This is a genomic window from Pseudomonas frederiksbergensis, from assembly GCF_000802155.2.
GTDB classification, from domain to species: Bacteria; Pseudomonadota; Gammaproteobacteria; order Pseudomonadales; family Pseudomonadaceae; genus Aquipseudomonas; species Aquipseudomonas frederiksbergensis_A.
The window spans coordinates 1-18,149 of record NZ_JQGJ02000003.1 but is presented as its reverse complement, the minus strand read 5'-3'; the positions used below and the strand labels follow the sequence as shown (position 1 = coordinate 18,149).

Genomic DNA, 18,149 nt, shown 5'->3' with positions numbered 1-18,149 from the left:
GGAGCGAGCAGCTCGCTCCCACAGGGTTTACACGACTAGAAGTCCAGGCTGACCCCCAGGCTCACGCCTTGCTGGGTCAGGTCATCATCCTTGCGCAACGTATAACCGCCCCGCAGCGCCAGGTCGTTGGTCAACTTGTGACTGACGCCCAGGCTCAGGCGATTCAAGTGGCTCTGTGGCGTGTAGCCTTCAAGCGTGAAGTCGTTGGCTGGCAAGCTGTTGAGGGCGATGTTGACCTTTTGCGTGTCGTCTTCGTATTCGCGTTCGTGGGCATATTCGCCAAACACCTGGGTCTGCCGGGTGATGTTGTATTTGCCCTGCAAGCCGATGCCCAGGCGTTTCGAGTCGCGGGTCTGGTCATCGAAGGTCAGGGCCGTGGAGCGGTTGCTCTTTTCCGAATAGCCATCTACCTCAACCTTCGCGTAGTCGGCGCTGACGAACGGCGAGAGATGCCATTCGCTGCCCGGCTGGGCAATGTCGTAGCCCACCCGCGAGCTGAATGCCCACAGATGACCGTCGGTGTCGCCTTTTTCCTGGGCTTCGTTGACACCCAGGTCGAACTTGCGCTCCAGGTTGTCGTAGTCGAGCTTGCCGCCGGTCAGCGCAGCGTCGGCCCACCAGCGGTTCTGCTGGAACTGGGCGAAAGCCGTCGCCAGGTAGCTGTTGAGCTTGTACGTCGAATCGTTAGCGCCTGCGTCCATATCCTGGCGGTACAGCCCGGCAGCTACACCCACACGCCAGGCCTCGTTGAGGCGATAGCTGCCGCCGACGTTGAGGCTGTAGCCGCTGCCGTCGGCACTGGCGCCGCTGTCCTGGCTGTCCAGGTCCATGTGCTGGCCGCCGCCTGCGACGATGGCGCGCCATTGGCCGACCGCCTGCCAGTCCTCCCAGTCCGATTGCCATTGGCTGCGCAGTTCATCCTGATGGGCGCGTAAGGTCGAATGGGCCATTTCCGGCATCAATGTCAGTTCCCACGGCGCCGCCAATAGGGAATAGGCGTAGCCGGCAATCAGCTTCTGCCCGGCCTCGGTGGGGTGGACCGCGTCGTTATAGATCAGTTTGCTGGGATCGGGCGTGGCGCTGTTGATGCCATAGGTGGGGTTTTCCGTGCAGCCGTTGCCGCTGAAGCATGTGGCGGTAAGATTTTCTCCGGCGGCGAGGCCGAATCGTGCCGGATCAGCGAAGCTTTCCTTTAGCAACAACGGTACGTTCAACGGAATGATTTCAGCGTCGATGCCCTGCAGTCGCGTGATCAGTTGTTGGTTGAACTGGTTGCCCAGCTGCGAGACAGCGCCTTGCAGTGGCGTGCCATTGAGGGCTGGTGTCAGCCCCAGGTCGGGTAACAACCAGACCATTACATAGCGGGCACCGGCGGTTTGCAGAACTTGGACGCTGTCGGCCAGGCGGTCCGCGGCGGCGTTCGCTTGTGCGGGAGTCAGCACCAGGCCTTGAAGGAAATCGTTACCACCGCCGGATATGTAGTACAGCGCATCCGGATCGGCACGCAGGCCATTGGATTGCAGATAACCGGGGCGGCTACGCTCACCGGTGTCGGAAATGCCGGTAATCGATTCGAGGATCTGGTCGGTGCGATAACCACCCACCGCCCAGTTATTGCCATCTGCCAGCCCCTGACCGGCGCGCACAGCCGAAGTGGAGGCGGCGGTCTCATCGTCGGAGTAGCCCAGGCGCCCGCCGAGTAATTGGGTGGAGTTGGCCGAGTAGGCCTCGCCGCTGCCGTCCGTGTAGATCGGGCCGGTTCGGTTGGTATAGCGCTCGGTCGAGCCGGGTGGGCCTCCGGCATCGGTGAATTGGCCGGCGTCGTTGAGGCTGTCCCCGAACACAATGAACTTGGAATAAGGGTTCGGAGCGGCGCCTGCCTGGGCACATGCTATCGCCAGCAGGCAACCGGCAAGCGGTACGAACAACGTCTGTTTGATCATGAGAAGGTCCTTTTCAATCTTGTTTTTATAGAGAAACGAAACGACAGTACCAAATGCCTCCCGCGCTCTGCCACCCGTCGGCTGGCATCGTGATTGTTTAGAGGCCCTGCGGGCCCGTCTTATTGCGTGCTCCGCCCAGCTAAGTTACTGTGCCGGAACGTATGAACGAGACTTTCCCCGTGTCGATTGTCAGCAAATTTCTGAATCAATTGATCAAGGCTCACGCCCGCTGGCGTTGGCGCGCCTGAACGTTCCATGCCGGCTACGCCGGACTTGTACCGATTTGCCTTCTTTACCCGCTTGAAAACCGCTTTGCAGGCGCATCGCTGTGATGCCCAGCGCAGCACCGTGCGGGTCACTCTTCGAAGGCTGTATTCCAAGTCAGTGTATTCAATAGGTTGTTTACGCCATGTTGCTGATGATCGATAACTACGACTCCTTTACCTACAACGTTGTGCAATACCTTGGCGAGCTGGGCTCCGAGGTCAAGGTAGTGCGCAACGACGAGCTGACCATCGCCGAAATCGAGGCCCTCAAGCCTGAGCGCATCGTGGTCTCGCCTGGCCCATGCACGCCGACCGAAGCGGGCGTCTCCATCGAGGCTATCAAGTATTTTGCCGGCAAGTTGCCGATACTCGGCGTCTGCCTGGGCCACCAGTCCATCGGCCAGGCGTTTGGTGGCGACGTCGTGCGCGCCCGACAAGTCATGCATGGCAAGACCAGTCCGGTCTTCCACGAAGACAAGGGTGTTTTCGAGGGCCTGAACCATCCGCTTACCGTCACTCGCTACCATTCTTTGATCGTCAAGCGTGAGACATTGCCGGAATGCCTGGAATTGACCGCCTGGACCCAGCTCGAAGACGGCTCGGTGGATGAAATCATGGGCCTGCGACACAAGACGTTAAATATCGAAGGTGTGCAATTTCACCCCGAGTCTATCCTCACTGAACAGGGCCACGAGCTGTTCGCCAACTTCCTCAAACAAACCGGCGGCACGCGCTAAGGACTTTTCATGGACATCAAGACAGCCCTGAACCGTATCGTCGGCCAGCTCGACCTGAGTACCGACGAGATGCGCGACGTGATGCGCGAGATCATGACTGGCCAGTGCACAGACGCGCAGATCGGCGCGTTCATGATGGCCATGCGCATGAAGAGCGAGAGCATCGACGAAATCGTCGGTGCGGTCACGACCATGCGAGAGCTGGCGGACAAGGTCGAACTCAAGACGCTGGACGGCGTGGTGGACGTGGTGGGTACCGGCGGTGATGGCGCCAATATCTTCAACGTTTCCACCGCCGCGTCGTTTGTCGTTGCTGCAGCTGGTTGCACCGTCGCCAAGCATGGCAATCGAGCGGTCTCGGGCAAGAGCGGCAGCGCCGACCTGCTGGAGGCTGCCGGTATCTACCTGAACCTGACACCGGTCCAGGTGGCTCGCTGTATCGATAACGTCGGCATCGGCTTCATGTTCGCCCAGACCCACCATAGCGCCATGAAACATGCTGCTGCGCCCCGTCGCGAACTGGGTTTGCGCACGCTGTTCAACATGCTCGGCCCGCTTACGAATCCGGCCGGTGTGAAGCATCAGGTCGTCGGCGTATTCAGCCAGGCGTTGTGCCGCCCTTTGGCCGAGGTCCTGCAGCGCCTGGGCAGCAAGCACGTGCTGGTGGTCCATTCGAAGGATGGCCTGGATGAATTCAGCCTGGCGGCGCCGACCTTCGTGGCTGAGCTGAAAAATGATCAGATCACCGAATATTGGGTCGAACCTGAAGACCTGGGCATGAAGAGCCAGAGCCTGCATGGCCTGGCGGTGGATGGGCCGGCCCAGTCGCTGGAGTTGATTCGCGACGCCTTGGGGCGTCGTAAAACCGAGAATGGCCAGAAAGCTGCGGAAATGATCATGCTCAATGCGGGTGCCGCGTTGTATGCCGCCGATCACGCCAGCAGCCTCAAGCAAGGTGTCGAGCTCGCCCATGATGCGTTGCACACCGGCCTGGCCAGGGAAAAACTGGAAGAATTGGGCGCGTTTACCGCCGTATTCAAAGTGGAGAATGAAGGATGAGCGTGCCAACAGTTCTGGAAAACATTCTGGCTCGCAAAAGGCAGGAGGTCGCCGAGCGCATTGCCCGGGTCAGTCTGGCCGAGTTGGAAACCCTCGCGCGTTCGGCAGATGCGCCTCGCGGCTTTGCCCAGGCACTGATCGACCAGGCGAAAAGAAAGCAGCCGGCGGTGATTGCCGAGATAAAAAAGGCCTCTCCCAGCAAGGGCGTGATCCGGGAGAACTTCGTTCCGGCCGACATTGCCAAGAGCTACGAAAAAGGCGGCGCCACCTGCCTTTCGGTGCTGACCGATGTCGATTTTTTCCAGGGTGCCGACGATTACCTCAAGCAGGCTCGAGCTGCATGCAAGCTGCCGGTGATCCGCAAGGACTTCATGATCGATCCCTACCAGATCGTCGAGGCGCGGGCGTTGGGCGCCGATTGCGTGCTGTTGATCGTCTCGGCGCTGGACGACGTGAAAATGGCCGAGTTGGCTGCGGTCGCCAAGGACGTCGGCCTGGACGTATTGGTGGAAGTCCATGACGGCGACGAGTTGGAGCGGGCCCTCAAGACCCTGGATACCAAGCTGGTAGGCGTGAACAATCGCAATCTGCATACCTTTGAAGTCAGCCTGGAAACTACCTTGGACCTGCTGCCACGCATCCCGCGTGATCGTCTGGTCATCACGGAGAGCGGTATCCTTAACCGGGCCGATGTCGAGTTGATGGAAGTCAGCGATGTCTATTCGTTCCTGGTAGGCGAAGCGTTCATGCGGGCCGAAAACCCTGGCATGGAGTTGCAGCGGTTGTTTTTCCCCGAGCGCGGCGTTCCGGTGAGCGGTTCGACGCTGGACTGATGATGCCTCCAGCCATTGCCTTCACTGTCGAAAACGGCCTGCAAGCCGAACAGGATCTGCTGGCCAGCATTTGCGCCGGCGACGCTGAGTTCGGCTTGCTGTTCTGGCAACCCAGCGACCGTGCGTTGGTCATGCCGCGGCGCTTGAGCCGCTTGCCGGGCTTCGAACTGGCCTGTGAGGTTTCGGCGGCCAACGGGTGGCCGGTGCTCCTGCGCGAAACGGGTGGCGAGCCGGTGCCTCAGTCAGGCGCTACCGTCAATATCGCCCTGGTCTACGCACCACCGCGAAGCGAAGGCGATCACGGTCGGATCGAAACCGCCTATCGTCGGTTGTGTGATCCCATCTGCCAGTTGCTCGATGAGTTGGGCGGGGTCGCTTCGCTGGGTGAAGTGGAGGGCGCATTTTGTGATGGGCGTTTCAACGTCAATCTCGACGGTCGGAAGATGGTCGGCACCGCGCAGCGCTGGCGACAGAGCAAAGGCGGGCAACGCCCGGTAGGGCTGGTGCATGGCGCGCTGTTGCTGGAGGACGAACGCGAGGGCATGGTCGCGGCGGTCAATCGTTTCAACGAGGCGTGTGGCCTGGATCAGCGCGTGCGCGCCGAGAGCCACATCGCCCTCCATGAAAAGTACCCGGCACCTCATGCGCTGGAACGGCTTGAAACGCTATACCAGGACCTGCTCGACCGCCTTTAGCGGGTTCCGAATACCACCATGGTCTTGCCTTTGACGCTGACCAGGTTGCGTTCTTCCAGATCCTTGAGCACACGACCGACCATTTCCCGCGAACAGCCCACGATTCGGCCGATTTCCTGGCGGGTCACTTTGATTTGCATGCCATCCGGATGGGTCATCGCGTCGGGCTGCTTGCACAATTCCAATAAGCAGCGAGCGACGCGGCCGGTGACATCAAAGAAGGCGAGGTCGCCGACTTTGCGAGTGGTGTTGCGCAGGCGCTGTGCGATTTGTCCGCTGAGGACGTAAAGGATATCCGGGTCCTGCTGCGACAGCTCCCTGAATTTGCTGTAGCTGATTTCAGCAACATCGCATTCGATTTTGGCTCGCACCCAGGCACTGCGTTCCTGCTCTCTCCCCGCCTGCTCAAACAACCCCAGCTCGCCAAAAAAATCCCCGGAGTTGAGGTAGGCAATGATCATCTCTCGTCCGTCATCATCTTCGATCAGGATAGTGACCGAACCCTTGATGATAAAAAACAGCGTGTCGGAACGATCGCCCGCGCAGATGATGTTTTGCTTGGCGGGGTAGCGGCGACGCTGGCAATGCATCAAGAGTTTGTCGAGGTTCTTGATCTTGGACGTGGGAGTAATGGCAACCATGGTTGTGTCCCGGAAAACTGCGCGGTGTGTTGGTTTGATTTTTTGTGGATGCGAATAGCTTTCGCTAAAAGCTGGCAATACGCCAGTGATTGGGCGCCAGCTTAACAGAGGCGTCCAAAATTGATTCGAGAATTTACTTGGCGGTATCCGCCCCGCTGTCCCAAGGCGACAGCTGCCACTGCAGGGTGGTGTGCTAAGCTGGCGCCCCCTTTTTTTGACAGTGGAGTCTTGGCGATGAAGGCACGCATCCAATGGGCTGGCGAAGCCATGTTCCTCGGTGAATCGGGCAGCGGTCATGTGGTCGTCATGGACGGCCCGCCAGAAGCTGGAGGTCGTAACCTGGGTGTCCGGCCGATGGAAATGCTGCTGCTGGGTGTGGGTGGCTGCAGTAACTTCGACGTGGTCAGCATCCTCAAGAAATCACGCCAGGCGGTCGAGAGTTGTGAGGCTTTCCTTGAAGCGGAGCGTGCGACCGAAGACCCGAAGGTATTTACCAAGATCCACATGCATTTCGTGGTTAAGGGCCGGGGGCTGAAGGAAGCCCAGGTCAAGCGCGCCATTGAGTTGTCGGCGGAGAAGTACTGCTCAGCTTCGATCATGCTCGGCGCAGCAGGTGTTGAAATCACTCACGATTATGAAATCATCGAATTGGGTTGAATCGACATCCAACCATCACAAAAGCGGTGCAAGCTCTGGCGATCAGAAGCTGACGTCTGCATAATGCGCCACTTTTTTCAGGGCGGTGATCGGCCAGTGGTCGGTCATTTGCCTGGACAGACAACCAAAATCGCCATCGCGAAGAGGTGTTAACCGTCCTACGCAGGTGCGTCGTTCGCATCTGACGGGCATGCTTGATCACGCGGCCGGGCCGCAATACACAGAGAGTTTTCAAACGGTGAAAAGCAAACTCAAGCTCCATGGGTTCAATAACCTGACAAAGACCTTGAGCTTCAACATCTATGACATCTGCTATGCGGAAACCCCGCAAGACCAGCAGGCCTACGTCGAGTACATCAATAAAGAGTACAACGCCAAGCGCCTCACGCAGATCCTCACTGAAGTTGTCGATATCATTGGTGCCAACATCCTGAACATCGCCAGTCAGGACTATGAACCCCAGGGCGCCAGCGTGACCATTCTGATCTCGGAAGAGCCGGTAACACCGACCGACAGCCAGATCGAAGAGTCGCCGGGTCCGTTGCCTGAAATTATCCTGGCACACCTCGACAAGAGCCACATCACGGTACATACCTATCCGGAAATCCATCCGGTGGACGGTATCGCGACGTTCCGAGTGGACATCGATGTGTCGACCTGTGGCGTCATTTCACCGCTCAAGGCACTCAACTTCCTGATTCACCAGTTCGATTCCGATATTGTGACCGTGGATTATCGCGTGCGTGGGTTTACCCGGGACGTGGAAGGCCACAAGCACTTCATCGATCATGAGATCAACTCGATTCAGAACTATCTGTCCGAGGACACTCGCGACGCGTACCAGATGACCGACGTGAACGTGTACCAGGAAAACCTGTTCCACACGAAAATGCTCCTCAAGGACTTCGAACTGGATAACTACCTGTTCGGTGACGCCACCAGCAACCTGTCTATCGAGCAGCGTGGCCAGGTGGAAGAGCGTGTGAAGCACGAAATGCTGGAAATCTTCTACGCGCGCAACATGCCGCGCTAAGGATTCGGCAAAAAAAAGGCGACTGCCCTTGGGGACAGTCGCCTTTTTTGGTTCTGGAGGCTGGTTCCGTTATCAGATCCGATAGGTGCTCTTGGTCATCACCTTCGCCAACAGACTCATGCCGAACTTGACGGGCGCGGGGAAGCGGAAGCCGCCTGCATCGAGCGCGCTTTCCGCGTGGTGCTCCTCGTCCTCGCGCATCTGTTCGAGTATCGCCCTGGATTTGTCATCCTCGGCCGGCAATTGCTGCAGGTGTTCATTCAAATGCTTGCACACTTGATGCTCGGTTGCCGCTACGAAACCGAGGCTGACTTTATCGCTGATCAAGCCGGCGACCGCGCCGATCCCGAAGGACATCCCATAGAACAACGGATTCAGCACGCTGGTATGGCTGCCCAGTTGGCGGATGCGTTGCTCACACCAGACCAGGTGATCGATTTCTTCTTCGGCGGCCTGTTCCATCGCCTCGCGGACCTGCGGCAGTTTTGCCGTCAGCGCCTGCCCTTGATAAAGGGCCTGGGCGCAAACTTCACCGGTGTGGTTGATGCGCATCAGCCCAGCGACATGGCGAGTCTCTTCGTCGCTCATCTGCACGTCCGGCTGCACGATTGCCGGTGATGGGCGGTACGGCTGGCCACTGAAGGGTAGCAGCGTGCGCATCGCGGTATCGGCTTGCAGCAGCAAACGGTCAATGGGCGAGTAGTGACGTTGGGTAGTCATGCGTACCTCCGGAAAAAATCACGGCGGCCAGTTTAACTCAATCGGCCGCTGAGGATTTGCGTTGGGTCAGGGTATCAACCCGGCGGCCAGTTCATCTGGCGCTGTCCCAGCACATGCATATGAATGTGATAGACAGTTTGCCCGCCAAGTTCATTGCAGTTCATCACCACGCGAAAGCCTTCCTCGCAGCCAAGTTCTAGCGCCAGGCGCTGGGCGGTGAACAGGATGTGTCCGGCCAGTCCCTTGTCTTCCTCGGTCAGGTCGTTGAGGGTGCGGATCGGCTTTTTCGGGATGACCAGGAAGTGCACCGGAGCCTGCGGAGCAATGTCATGGAAGGCCAGGACCTGGTCATCCTCGTAGAGGATCCTGGCCGGGATTTCCCGGCTGATGATCTTGGTGAACAGAGTATCCACAGCTGTATCTCCATTGGATTGGTTGAGTTCGAGTGTACCGCCGGCTCGGTCAGCGAGCCCGGGTTTTCAGGTCGGAGGGGGGGCACCGTGAGTAGCAGGTTTTATTGAATATGCCGGCCAGGGTTCGAACCAGCCAGCGCGGCGCGAGTCGTGGCAGCATGGCGATCAAGCGATTGCGACGCCCAGGGATGATGATGGCGCGGTCCCGGTCCAATGCGCGGACGGCATACAGCGCAATTTCTTCAGGGCTCATCGACTTTTTGTTACTACGCAGTTTCTGCTCGTCCGCCTGGGCCTTGGCGAAAAAAACTGCATGGTTTGGACCCGGGCAAAGAACTGATACCTTGATTGCGCATTTCCTGAGCTCTATCCGAAGGGCTTCGGAGAAGTGCAACACATAGGCCTTGCTGGCGTGATAAGTGCTCATCCAGGGGCCGGGCTGGAACGCGGCGATAGAGGCGACGTTGAGAATCTGGCCGCCTCCGTGCAGCGCCATGCTGTTGCCTACTGCATGACAGAGGCGGGTCAGGGCAAGGATATTCACTTCGATCAGGTCTTGTTCGGTCATCCAGTCCTGGCCCAGGAACGGACCGCAGGTGCCGATGCCGGCGCAATTGACCAGCAGGTCTATCTGTCGCTCGCCGTCCTCCAATTCCAGGAGAAAACCTGAAAGCCGCAAGGGCTCGCTCAGGTCGCAAGCCCGAAACAGGACTTCCACGCCAAATCGTTGGGTCAGTTCGATAGCAATGCTTTCCAGCCGATCGCGCTGTCGAGCTACCAGTAACAGGTTGCGCCCGCGCCGAGCCAGAGCTTCGGCCATGGCCAGGCCGATACCACTGGAGGCGCCGGTGATCAGAGCGTAACGGGTCATGCAGTTCTCCATCGCAACGGCTTCGCGCCGTTGGACGTGGCAGTCACCGGCGCGAAGTACGCTTATTGTTCCTCTTCTTCTTGGTAGTCTACAGAAGGCGAGGCGGGCTCGGCTGCCTCCGCCGCGGGTTCTTCGGCGCTCTGGTCGCTATATTCGCTGCTTTCATAGCTGCTCACGTCGCTGCTGTCGTAATCCTCCTGGAGGGCTCCGAAGATACCGGCGAACGTGGCCATGAAAATCAAGACGATCATCACCAGCCAAAGCGACGCCAGCAGCTTGACCGCCGTGGTGTTGCGCGGAGGAGGCGGGCCGTACTGGTTTGCGCCGGTATTGCCCGGAGCGATGATGAGGATGAACGGGAAGATGCTGCCCACGAATGGAACGAGGTTGATCAGCCACAACCACCCTGACCAGCCGAGGTCATGCAGGCGCTGGACGTTGAACTGGATGCTCACAAAGGCAAACGCCAGCACGACGACGGCGGCGACCAGGCCGCCGACAATCAGCCCCGCGATCGAATCGGAAGCGAGCAGCCAGGTCGTGGCGAGCCAGAAGCCCAGGCCGACAAGGGGAAGCATGGCCAGGGTCAGAACCATGGTCCAGGCCAGGTAGCGGAGGCGCCCGATACGTCCTTCGAAGCTGAAGGGCTTTAGCGTGCCATATTCGGCAAATGCCTCGCCTACTTGTGCTCGTGGAGGCGCGTAGGGAGAGGCAGGGTCGATGATCGACTCAGGATGCCGTGCACTCGGCTGGGGCGATTCCTGCACTTCGCCAAGATTCAACTGGAGGGACGGTTCGGTTTCGATCCGTGCATCGATCCCGGTTTTATGGAGCGCTTCGAGATACTGCTGCGCTTCATTCTGGGACAGGTTGTTTTTCAGGGACACTTTGCGGCCACTGAACAGGCGCTCTATCGCGCTGACATCGCTTTTGAACAGTTCGGCGAGATTGAGCTTGGCGGTCGTCGTATCGACGCCAGGCAGCAAAGCCCCGTCGAATACGATGTTGAAACGGTTTTCGCTCATGCCTGGCATCCTTGTCTTTCAAATTGGTTTTTTTGGTTGGTTTCAGCGGGGCCATTGGCCGCCAAGCTGTGCCGCCCGTGCTTGCGCGTGGCGGTATTCTTCATCCAGGCGTGCGATCAACTGATCGACACTTGGCAAATCATGGATCTCACCCACGCCTTGACCTGCGGACCATACGGTTTTCCAGGCCTTGGCTTCATCATTCAGCGGTTTGAGTTTTGAGCCGGAGTTCGCCGTGCCCTTGCCGTGCAGGGCGGAAAGGTCGAAGCCGGCACTTTCCAGGCTCTGGCGCATGAAGCTGGCGGGCACTCCGGACACAGCAGGAGTATGCACGATGTCGGCAGCTCTGGATGTGAGCAACATCTCTTTATAAGCGTCGGGCGCGTGACTTTCGATCGTGCCGATAAAGCGCGTTCCTAAGTAGGCCAAATCCGCGCCGAGCAGTTGAGCCGCCAATATCTGATGGCCATGGTTCAAACATCCTGCGAGCAGCAGGGTTTTATCAAAGAACTGCCGGATTTCCGCGAGCAGTGCGAACGGGCTCCAAGTGCCGGCGTGTCCACCGGCGCCTGCTGCAACGGCGATCAGGCCATCGACGCCTGCCTCGGCGGCTTTTTCGGCATGGCGGCGGGTGGTCACGTCGTGGAATACCAGCCCGCCATAGCCGTGGACTGCGTCGACCAGTTCTTTAACCGCGCCCAGGCTGGTGATGACGATCGGCACCTTATGTTCGATGCAGATCGCCAAGTCGGCCTCAAGTCGCGGATTACTGTTATGGACGATCAGGTTGACCGCATAGGGTGCCGGGTTTTCCAGCTTGGCCAGGCCTGCTTCGATTTCTTCCAGCCACGCCTTGAAGCCACTGCTTTCGCGTTGGTTCAGCGCCGGGAAGCTGCCGATAACACCATTGCGACAGCAGGCCAGCACCAACTGGGGGTTGGAAATGAGAAACATCGGTGCGGCCGCGACGGGCAGTCGCAGACGTTGTTCAAGCAAAGCGGGCAGCGACATTGGATGGCACCCCTGGTCAGTATGCGGTTGGAATTAGAACGGACGGACCACGACGAGAATTACGATAGCCAGCAATATAAGAACCGGCACTTCGTTGAACCAGCGATAAAAGACATGGCTGCGGGTGTTTTCGCCACGGGCGAAGCGCTTCACCTGGGCGCCGCACATATGGTGGTAACCGATCAGCAGCACAACCAGGGTCAGCTTGGCGTGCATCCAGCCTCCTTGAGTGAAATAGGCACTGGCGTTGAGGCTTAGCAGCCAGATGCCGAACACCAAGGTGGCAATCATCGCCGGCCCCATGATGCCGCGATACAACTTGCGCTCCATGACACTGAAGCGTTCTTTGCTGACGCTGTCCTCGCTTTGGGCGTGATAGACGAACAGGCGAGGCAGGTAGAACAGGCCGGCGAACCAGCAGACCATGCTGACAATGTGAAGTGCTTTGAGCCATAGATAGAGCATTTTTAGTTATTCCCAGATTCACGGTAGCCCGATAGTAGAGGTTAGAGCGGCCACACGTCACCTTGACGGTTGTCGCGGCGCCCTGCGGCCCCTATCATCGACGGCTTTCCAGTGGGTTCGGTGAGGGCAGGTTTATGGTCAAGGTCGGTATCGTCGGCGGCACGGGTTACACCGGTGTCGAACTGCTGCGTCTGCTGGCGCAGCATCCGCAGGCTGAGGTGGTGGTCATCACTTCCCGATCCGAGGCCGGCTTGGCCGTCGCCGACATGTATCCGAACCTGCGGGGTCATTACGACGGCCTGGCATTCAGCGTCCCGGACATCAAGACCCTAGGCGCGTGCGACGTGGTGTTTTTCGCCACGCCCCACGGTGTTGCTCACGGCCTGGCCGGTGAATTGCTGGCCGCCGGGACCAAGGTCATCGACCTGTCGGCAGACTTCCGCCTGCAGGATGCCCAGGAATGGGCCAAGTGGTACGGCCAGCCTCACGGAGCACCAGAGCTGCTTGATGAAGCGGTCTATGGCTTGCCCGAAGTCAATCGGGAAAAAATCAGGCAGGCGCGCTTGATTGCGGTTCCGGGTTGCTACCCGACTGCGACGCAGTTGGGATTCCTTCCGTTGTTGGAGGCCGGTCTTGCCGATGCTTCGCGGCTGATAGCCGACTGCAAGTCCGGTGTCAGCGGTGCGGGGCGTGGCGCCAGTGTCGGTTCGCTGTATTCCGAAACCTCGGAAAGCATGAAGGCCTACGCGGTCAAGGGACACCGCCACCTGCCTGAAATTCGCCAGGGATTGAGCCGGGCAGCGGGCAAGGATGTCGGCCTGACCTTTGTGCCGCACCTGACCCCGATGATACGTGGCATCCATTCCACTCTTTATGCAACGGTGGTCGACCGTTCAGTGGACCTGCAAGCGTTGTTCGAAAAGCGTTACGCCAACGAACCGTTCGTCGACGTGATGCCCGCCGGCAGCCACCCTGAGACCCGCAGCGTGCGTGGTGCGAACGTTTGCCGGATCGCCGTGCATCGGCCGCAGGATGGGGATCTGGTGGTGGTGTTGTCGGTCATCGATAACCTGGTCAAGGGCGCGTCCGGGCAGGCAGTCCAGAACTTGAACATCCTGTTCGGGCTGGATGAGCGCCTGGGGCTGTCACACGCGGGGATGCTGCCGTAACGGCAGCCGTAGGCGCTACGTTGGCGGCTCCAGGCTTGAAGCTTGTAGTTCGCCACTGCTCTTCTAAATAGTTGACCAATTTTGTAGGAGAAGCGGATAATGCCCGCCATCACGCATTATGGCGGCGTAAACGCCGGGAGATATTCAGCATGAGCGTCGAAACCTTCACCCCCACGGCTTTGCAATTCACCCAAGGTGCTGCGCACAAGGTGAAGAGCCTGGTCGATGAAGAGGGCAATGATCGTTTGAAGCTGCGCGTATTCGTGACGGGCGGCGGTTGTTCAGGTTTCCAGTACGGCTTCACTTTTGATGAGGACGTGGCTGAGGATGACACCATTGTCGAGCGCGAAGGCGTCAGCCTGGTCGTCGATCCGATGAGCTTCCAGTACCTGGCGGGTGCCGAGGTGGATTACCAGGAAGGCTTGGAAGGGTCGCGTTTCGTGATCAAGAATCCAAACGCTACTACTACTTGTGGTTGTGGTTCTTCGTTTTCGATCTAAGTGCTTCAGCAAAAAAACCGCAGTGCCTCACGGCCCTGCGGTTTTTTATTGCCTGCAATGATCATTTCTCAGGCCGGGTAGATGGCGCCGAGCACGCGCGGGCCCCGGGCACCCGTGACGCTTGGACGATTGCCTGGGATGCGTTCAAGGCAGCAATGGGCAAGCCAGGCAAAAGCCATCGCTTCAACCCAGTCCGGGTCCACACCGTACGCTGCCGTGCTGCTGACGTTGGCATTGGGTAGCAAGTCAGCCAGACGCTTCATAAGCGTCTGGTTGTGCGCGCCGCCCCCGCAGACCAGCAATTCCCGAGTGTTCGATTGGGCATGCTGCAGTGATTCAACAATGGTCAGCGCAGTCAGTTCGAGCAACGTTGCCTGTACATCTTCCGGAGCGAAGGGTTTCAGCTTCGACAAATGATGGCTCAGCCAAGGGAGGTTGAAGACTTCGCGCCCGGTGCTTTTCGGTCCCTTGGTGGCGAAGAAGGGGTCGCTGAGCAGCGTGTTGAGTAGGATCGGTTCGACTTTCCCGGTGGCAGCCCATTGGCCATCGCGATCAAAATGTTCGCCTCGTTGCTGATATATCCAGGCATCGAGCAGTACGTTACCTGGGCCGCAGTCGAAACCGGCTACAGGTTTCGCGGGCTCTATCAGGCTGAGATTGCTGAAGCCGCCTACGTTGAGAACGGCGCGATTACCGACCCGCTCTTCGAACAGCGCCTCGTGAAACGCCGGGACCAGTGGGGCGCCTTGTCCGCCAGCGGCGACGTCACGGCTGCGGAAGTCGCTTACGACGGTGATGCCGGTCAATTCGCTCAATAGCGCTGGATTGCCGATCTGCACGGTAAATCCGCGGGCTGGTTCATGGCGAATGGTCTGGCCGTGGCTGCCAATCGCCGTGATGTCTGCAGGCTTGAGTTGCTGCTCGTTGAGCAGGGCATGGATGCCCTGTGCAGCCAGTTTGACCCAACTTTGCTGGGCAATGGCGGAGCGGGCAATCTCATCGGGCCCGCTGCTGCACAGTTCAAGCAGTTCGGTGCGCAGGGCGGCGGGCATGGGGATGTAGTGGGTGGCGATCAACTTGATCGCCGGGGTCAGGTTGACCAGTGCGATATCCAGGCCATCAAGGCTGGTCCCGGACATCACACCGATGTAGAGCTCCATGCTCAGCGCTTGCTCGAGGCCAGCATCGTGGCTTTCTCTTGATCCATACGGGCCATCAAGGGTTGGCTCTGAGCCAGGAAGCGCGCGCGCTCGCCCTTGGCGATCGGATCGGCCATCGGCAGTTTCTGGCCAAGCGGGTCGACGTGGACGCCGTTGACCTGGAATTCATAGTGCAGGTGCGGTCCAGTGGAAAGGCCGGTTGTCCCGATGTACCCGATAACCTGGCCTTGCTTGACGGAACCGCCCGTCTTCACGCCTTTGGCGAAGCCCTGCATGTGACCGTACAGCGTACGATAGGTATTGCCGTGCTGGATGATCACAGTGTTGCCATAACCGCCCCGACGTCCGGCCAACAACACTTTGCCGTCGCCGGCGGCCTTGATTGGCGTACCACGGGGGGCGGCGTAGTCGACACCTTTATGGGCGCGAATCTTGTTCAGGATCGGGTGCTTGCGACCGGCGGAGAACTTCGAGCTGATGCGGGCGAAATCAACCGGTGTGCGGATGAATGCCTTGCGCATGCTATTACCGTCGGCGGTGTAGTAGCTGCTATTGCCTTGCTTGTTGGTGTAGCGCACGGCGGTGTATGTCTTGCCGCGGTTGGTGAAGCGCGCGGAAAGGATCGGACCGTTGCCGACGCTCTTCCCATTCACTACTTTCTGCTCATAGATCACGTCGAACTCGTCACCCTGGCGTATGTCCTGGGCGAAGTCGATGTCGTAGCCGAATACGCTGGCCATGTCCATGGTCAAGCTATGGGAAAGGCCGGCGCGTGCGGCCGACTGGGACAGTGAGCTGTTGATGACGCCGTGAGCGTAGGCGGAACGAACGGTAGGCTTGGCGGTGATACGGTTGAACACATAACCCTTGTCGTTCTTGGTCAGGGTAATGCTTTCCAGGTCGCTCAGCTTGGTGTGCAGATTGGTCAGCTGGCCTTCGGGATTGAGCTCGAATTCAAGCTTCTGGCCGCGCTGCAATTGAGTGAATTGCTTGGCTTGTTTATCGCTGGCCAGGACTTCATGGACCGAGGTCGAGGGCAGGCCAACTTTTTCGAACAGAGTGGAAAGTGTGTCGCCCTTGGCAACAATCACTTCGCGGTGGTTCGGTCCTTTCTTTTCTGCTGCAGCAGGTGCTTCTGCCTGGGCGGCGGCTTGGACAGTGTCTTCCGGACTGTTCTCAATCTGTGCAAATGGAGAGGCGGCCGCTTCGTTTGTGGCTTGAACGGCTTCAGCGGCGTCTTGTTCTTGTGTCAGTTGTTCAGCAGGACTTTCCAGTTCAAGACTCAGAGTCGTCTTTTTGGCTTCGACATCGCTGGAGGGAAATACCAGGAGCGCCAGGCTAAGGAGGGCTGCGATACCGCTTGCGGCAAGCAGGTGGGTCTTCGGGTAAAGCGGCGGCGCTTTAGACGGTTCTGTGGTCATAAGTAATTTTGACTTTTAAAAAAATGAATTGGAAAAGATGAATGACATGATGAAGATGAAATAACTGTATAAAATATAACCAAAACCCCTGCGAAGCAAGCCCGCGAGCCTTCTGTTCTGTGGATTGGCGCCTGCGCACCCCGCAAACCTTGTATTTGGTGAGCGTTCTTGTATGGTTGGGGCCCTTTGAATCTGAGCCTTACGGGTCTGTTATGAAGTCGGTTGAAGAGCAGCTAGCGCTGATCAAGCGTGGTGCGGAAGAATTGTTGGTCGAGTCCGAGCTGGTCGAGAAGCTCAAGCGCGGGCAGCCGCTGCGCATCAAGGCCGGTTTTGATCCGACAGCGCCCGATCTGCACCTGGGTCACACCGTGCTTATTAATAAGCTGCGTCAGTTCCAGGATCTAGGGCATCAGGTCATCTTCCTTATAGGCGACTTCACCGGGATGATCGGTGATCCAAGCGGCAAGAGCGCGACGCGTCCGCCGCTGACCCGAGAGCAGGTTCTTGATAATGCCGAGACCTATAAGACTCAGGTTTTCAAGATCCTGGATCCGGCCAAGACCGAAGTGGCTTTCAATTCCACCTGGATGGATCAGATGGGGCCGGCTGATTTCATCCGATTGACGTCTCAATACACTGTCGCTCGTATGCTCGAGCGTGATGATTTCGATAAGCGCTATACCAGCAATCAGCCAATCGCTATCCACGAATTCCTGTACCCGCTTGTTCAGGGTTATGACTCGGTTGCACTGCGGGCGGACGTCGAGCTCGGCGGTACCGACCAGAAGTTCAACCTGTTGATGGGGCGTGAGCTGCAGCGTGGTTATGGCCAGGAGGCGCAATGCATCCTGACCATGCCTTTGCTGGAAGGGCTGGATGGCGTGAAGAAGATGTCCAAGTCCCTGGGCAATTACGTGGGCATCCAGGAAGCGCCGGGCGTCATGTACAGCAAGTTGGTCTCCATTCCTGATGCGCTGATGTGGCGTTATTTCGAGCTGCTGAGCTTCCGGTCCATGGATGAGATCAATGCGTTCCGTGCCGATGTTGAGGCGGGGGCTAATCCGCGAGATATCAAGATCAAGCTGGCTGAGGAAATCGTCGCTCGTTTCCACGGAGAAGAGGCTGCGGCCAGCGCTCATCGTGCGGCGGGTAATCGTATGAAAGATGGCGAGCTGCCAGATGACTTGCCTGAGATTGGCTTGACTGCTGCGGAAGATATGCCGATCGCGGCTGTCCTCAATAAGGCGGGCTTGGTCAAGAACGCCGCGATGGCGCGAGATCTCCTTGGCTCGGGTGGTGTGCGTATTGATGGGGTGGTAGTGGATCGCACCTATATATATAAGCTGGGTTCTACGCATGTCTGCCAAGCTGGCAAGAAGGCGTTTGCGCGTATTACGCTGAAATCCGAATAAAGCTGAAAATAACGGTTGACGGCAAATTCTGGATGTCTATAATTCGCCCCACTTCCGGCGCAGTCGAAGCGTAAAACTCCTTGAGTTTCAATGAGTTAGATGGTTTCGGCAAAGCGGG

19 protein-coding genes are annotated in these 18,149 nt (G+C 58.4%); 9 read left to right on the top strand and 10 right to left on the bottom strand.

Annotation, left to right across the window (positions count from 1 at the left end):
- Positions 1–35: 35 nt before the first annotated feature.
- Positions 36–1,943 carry an esterase EstP gene (gene estP / locus JZ00_RS06105; protein ID WP_039590812.1) on the bottom strand — a complete coding sequence of 636 codons (1,908 nt, stop codon included), beginning with the start codon at positions 1,941–1,943 and terminating at the stop codon, positions 36–38.
- A gap of 409 nt (positions 1,944–2,352) precedes the next feature.
- On the opposite strand from estP, the gene JZ00_RS06100 reads away from it, so the two are divergent.
- The 4 genes from JZ00_RS06100 to JZ00_RS06085 are packed head-to-tail and all read left to right on the top strand — an operon-like array spanning position 2,353 to position 5,533.
- Positions 2,353–2,946, top strand: coding sequence for an aminodeoxychorismate/anthranilate synthase component II (locus JZ00_RS06100; RefSeq protein ID WP_039590813.1), 594 nt, complete (start codon positions 2,353–2,355; stop codon positions 2,944–2,946).
- A 9-nt stretch (positions 2,947–2,955) separates the two neighbouring features.
- Positions 2,956–4,005 (top strand): anthranilate phosphoribosyltransferase, encoded by a 1,050-nt coding sequence (gene trpD, locus JZ00_RS06095; protein ID WP_039590815.1) that lies wholly within the window; start codon positions 2,956–2,958, stop codon positions 4,003–4,005.
- Complete coding sequence (trpC, locus tag JZ00_RS06090) at positions 4,002–4,838, top strand: indole-3-glycerol phosphate synthase TrpC (protein ID WP_039590817.1); 837 nt, start codon at positions 4,002–4,004, stop codon at positions 4,836–4,838. Before trpD ends, trpC begins: the two co-directional genes overlap by 4 nt.
- Positions 4,839–4,840: 2 nt before the next feature.
- Positions 4,841–5,533 (top strand): lipoate--protein ligase family protein, encoded by a 693-nt coding sequence (locus JZ00_RS06085; protein WP_039590819.1) that lies wholly within the window; start codon positions 4,841–4,843, stop codon positions 5,531–5,533.
- Here JZ00_RS06085 and crp read toward each other — a convergent pair.
- Complete coding sequence (gene crp, locus JZ00_RS06080; RefSeq protein ID WP_039590820.1) at positions 5,530–6,174, bottom strand: cAMP-activated global transcriptional regulator CRP; 645 nt, start codon at positions 6,172–6,174, stop codon at positions 5,530–5,532. The two genes, JZ00_RS06085 and crp, sit on opposite strands and share 4 nt — an antisense overlap.
- Positions 6,175–6,408: 234 nt before the next feature.
- Between crp and JZ00_RS06075 the strand changes: the two genes are divergently transcribed.
- The gene (locus tag JZ00_RS06075; protein ID WP_039590822.1) at positions 6,409–6,831 is read left to right on the top strand and encodes an OsmC family protein; all 423 of its coding nucleotides are present in this window, start codon (positions 6,409–6,411) and stop codon (positions 6,829–6,831) included.
- A gap of 238 nt (positions 6,832–7,069) precedes the next feature.
- Positions 7,070–7,864, top strand: coding sequence for an adenosylmethionine decarboxylase (speD, locus tag JZ00_RS06070; protein ID WP_039590886.1), 795 nt, complete (start codon positions 7,070–7,072; stop codon positions 7,862–7,864).
- A gap of 72 nt (positions 7,865–7,936) precedes the next feature.
- On the opposite strand, the gene coq7 is transcribed toward speD, so the two are convergent.
- From coq7 to hemJ, 6 genes are all read right to left on the bottom strand, one after another.
- A complete protein-coding gene (gene coq7, locus JZ00_RS06065) occupies positions 7,937–8,584 on the bottom strand; it encodes a 2-polyprenyl-3-methyl-6-methoxy-1,4-benzoquinone monooxygenase (protein ID WP_039590824.1) in 648 nt (215 codons plus the stop codon).
- A 74-nt stretch (positions 8,585–8,658) separates the two neighbouring features.
- Positions 8,659–8,997, bottom strand: a complete 339-nt coding sequence (locus JZ00_RS06060) for a histidine triad nucleotide-binding protein (protein WP_039590827.1) — start codon at positions 8,995–8,997, stop codon at positions 8,659–8,661.
- 49 nt (positions 8,998–9,046) lie between these two features.
- Positions 9,047–9,868: an SDR family NAD(P)-dependent oxidoreductase gene (locus JZ00_RS06055; protein WP_039590829.1), complete on the bottom strand. Its 822-nt coding sequence runs from the start codon at positions 9,866–9,868 to the stop codon at positions 9,047–9,049.
- A gap of 62 nt (positions 9,869–9,930) precedes the next feature.
- Entirely contained in the window at positions 9,931–10,893 is a 963-nt protein-coding gene (locus JZ00_RS06050) for a DUF805 domain-containing protein (RefSeq protein ID WP_039590831.1), read from the bottom strand.
- 42 nt (positions 10,894–10,935) lie between these two features.
- On the bottom strand, positions 10,936–11,904 hold the full coding sequence (locus JZ00_RS06045; protein ID WP_039590833.1) for an NAD(P)H-dependent flavin oxidoreductase: 969 nt from the start codon (positions 11,902–11,904) through the stop codon (positions 10,936–10,938).
- A 33-nt stretch (positions 11,905–11,937) separates the two neighbouring features.
- Entirely contained in the window at positions 11,938–12,369 is a 432-nt protein-coding gene (hemJ, locus tag JZ00_RS06040; RefSeq protein ID WP_039590834.1) for a protoporphyrinogen oxidase HemJ, read from the bottom strand.
- 134 nt (positions 12,370–12,503) lie between these two features.
- Here hemJ and argC point away from each other — a divergent pair, with 134 nt between their 5' ends.
- Positions 12,504–13,538: an N-acetyl-gamma-glutamyl-phosphate reductase gene (gene argC / locus JZ00_RS06035; protein ID WP_039590835.1), complete on the top strand. Its 1,035-nt coding sequence runs from the start codon at positions 12,504–12,506 to the stop codon at positions 13,536–13,538.
- Positions 13,539–13,687: 149 nt separating this feature from the next.
- Positions 13,688–14,038, top strand: coding sequence for an iron-sulfur cluster insertion protein ErpA (gene erpA, locus JZ00_RS06030; protein WP_039590836.1), 351 nt, complete (start codon positions 13,688–13,690; stop codon positions 14,036–14,038).
- A gap of 68 nt (positions 14,039–14,106) precedes the next feature.
- On the opposite strand, the gene JZ00_RS06025 is transcribed toward erpA, so the two are convergent.
- Positions 14,107–15,198, bottom strand: coding sequence for an anhydro-N-acetylmuramic acid kinase (locus tag JZ00_RS06025; protein ID WP_039590837.1), 1,092 nt, complete (start codon positions 15,196–15,198; stop codon positions 14,107–14,109).
- Between the two features lie 2 nt (positions 15,199–15,200).
- Positions 15,201–16,619 carry a peptidoglycan DD-metalloendopeptidase family protein gene (locus JZ00_RS06020; RefSeq protein WP_039590838.1) on the bottom strand — a complete coding sequence of 473 codons (1,419 nt, stop codon included), beginning with the start codon at positions 16,617–16,619 and terminating at the stop codon, positions 15,201–15,203.
- A gap of 212 nt (positions 16,620–16,831) precedes the next feature.
- Here JZ00_RS06020 and tyrS point away from each other — a divergent pair, with 212 nt between their 5' ends.
- Positions 16,832–18,031 carry a tyrosine--tRNA ligase gene (gene tyrS / locus JZ00_RS06015; protein WP_039590840.1) on the top strand — a complete coding sequence of 400 codons (1,200 nt, stop codon included), beginning with the start codon at positions 16,832–16,834 and terminating at the stop codon, positions 18,029–18,031.
- The last annotated feature ends 118 nt before the right edge of the window (positions 18,032–18,149 follow it).

Coding starts and splice junctions, on each gene's coding strand:
- estP (WP_039590812.1), bottom strand. CDS start 1,943: ATGATCAAACAGACGTTGTTCGTACCGCTTGCCGGTTGCCTGCTGGCG.
- JZ00_RS06100 (WP_039590813.1), top strand. CDS start 2,353: ATGTTGCTGATGATCGATAACTACGACTCCTTTACCTACAACGTTGTG.
- trpD (WP_039590815.1), top strand. CDS start 2,956: ATGGACATCAAGACAGCCCTGAACCGTATCGTCGGCCAGCTCGACCTG.
- trpC (WP_039590817.1), top strand. CDS start 4,002: ATGAGCGTGCCAACAGTTCTGGAAAACATTCTGGCTCGCAAAAGGCAG.
- JZ00_RS06085 (WP_039590819.1), top strand. CDS start 4,841: ATGCCTCCAGCCATTGCCTTCACTGTCGAAAACGGCCTGCAAGCCGAA.
- crp (WP_039590820.1), bottom strand. CDS start 6,174: ATGGTTGCCATTACTCCCACGTCCAAGATCAAGAACCTCGACAAACTC.
- JZ00_RS06075 (WP_039590822.1), top strand. CDS start 6,409: ATGAAGGCACGCATCCAATGGGCTGGCGAAGCCATGTTCCTCGGTGAA.
- coq7 (WP_039590824.1), bottom strand. CDS start 8,584: ATGACTACCCAACGTCACTACTCGCCCATTGACCGTTTGCTGCTGCAA.
- JZ00_RS06055 (WP_039590829.1), bottom strand. CDS start 9,868: ATGACCCGTTACGCTCTGATCACCGGCGCCTCCAGTGGTATCGGCCTG.
- JZ00_RS06050 (WP_039590831.1), bottom strand. CDS start 10,893: ATGAGCGAAAACCGTTTCAACATCGTATTCGACGGGGCTTTGCTGCCT.
- JZ00_RS06045 (WP_039590833.1), bottom strand. CDS start 11,904: ATGTCGCTGCCCGCTTTGCTTGAACAACGTCTGCGACTGCCCGTCGCG.
- hemJ (WP_039590834.1), bottom strand. CDS start 12,369: ATGCTCTATCTATGGCTCAAAGCACTTCACATTGTCAGCATGGTCTGC.
- argC (WP_039590835.1), top strand. CDS start 12,504: ATGGTCAAGGTCGGTATCGTCGGCGGCACGGGTTACACCGGTGTCGAA.
- erpA (WP_039590836.1), top strand. CDS start 13,688: ATGAGCGTCGAAACCTTCACCCCCACGGCTTTGCAATTCACCCAAGGT.
- JZ00_RS06025 (WP_039590837.1), bottom strand. CDS start 15,198: ATGGAGCTCTACATCGGTGTGATGTCCGGGACCAGCCTTGATGGCCTG.
- JZ00_RS06020 (WP_039590838.1), bottom strand. CDS start 16,619: ATGACCACAGAACCGTCTAAAGCGCCGCCGCTTTACCCGAAGACCCAC.
- tyrS (WP_039590840.1), top strand. CDS start 16,832: ATGAAGTCGGTTGAAGAGCAGCTAGCGCTGATCAAGCGTGGTGCGGAA.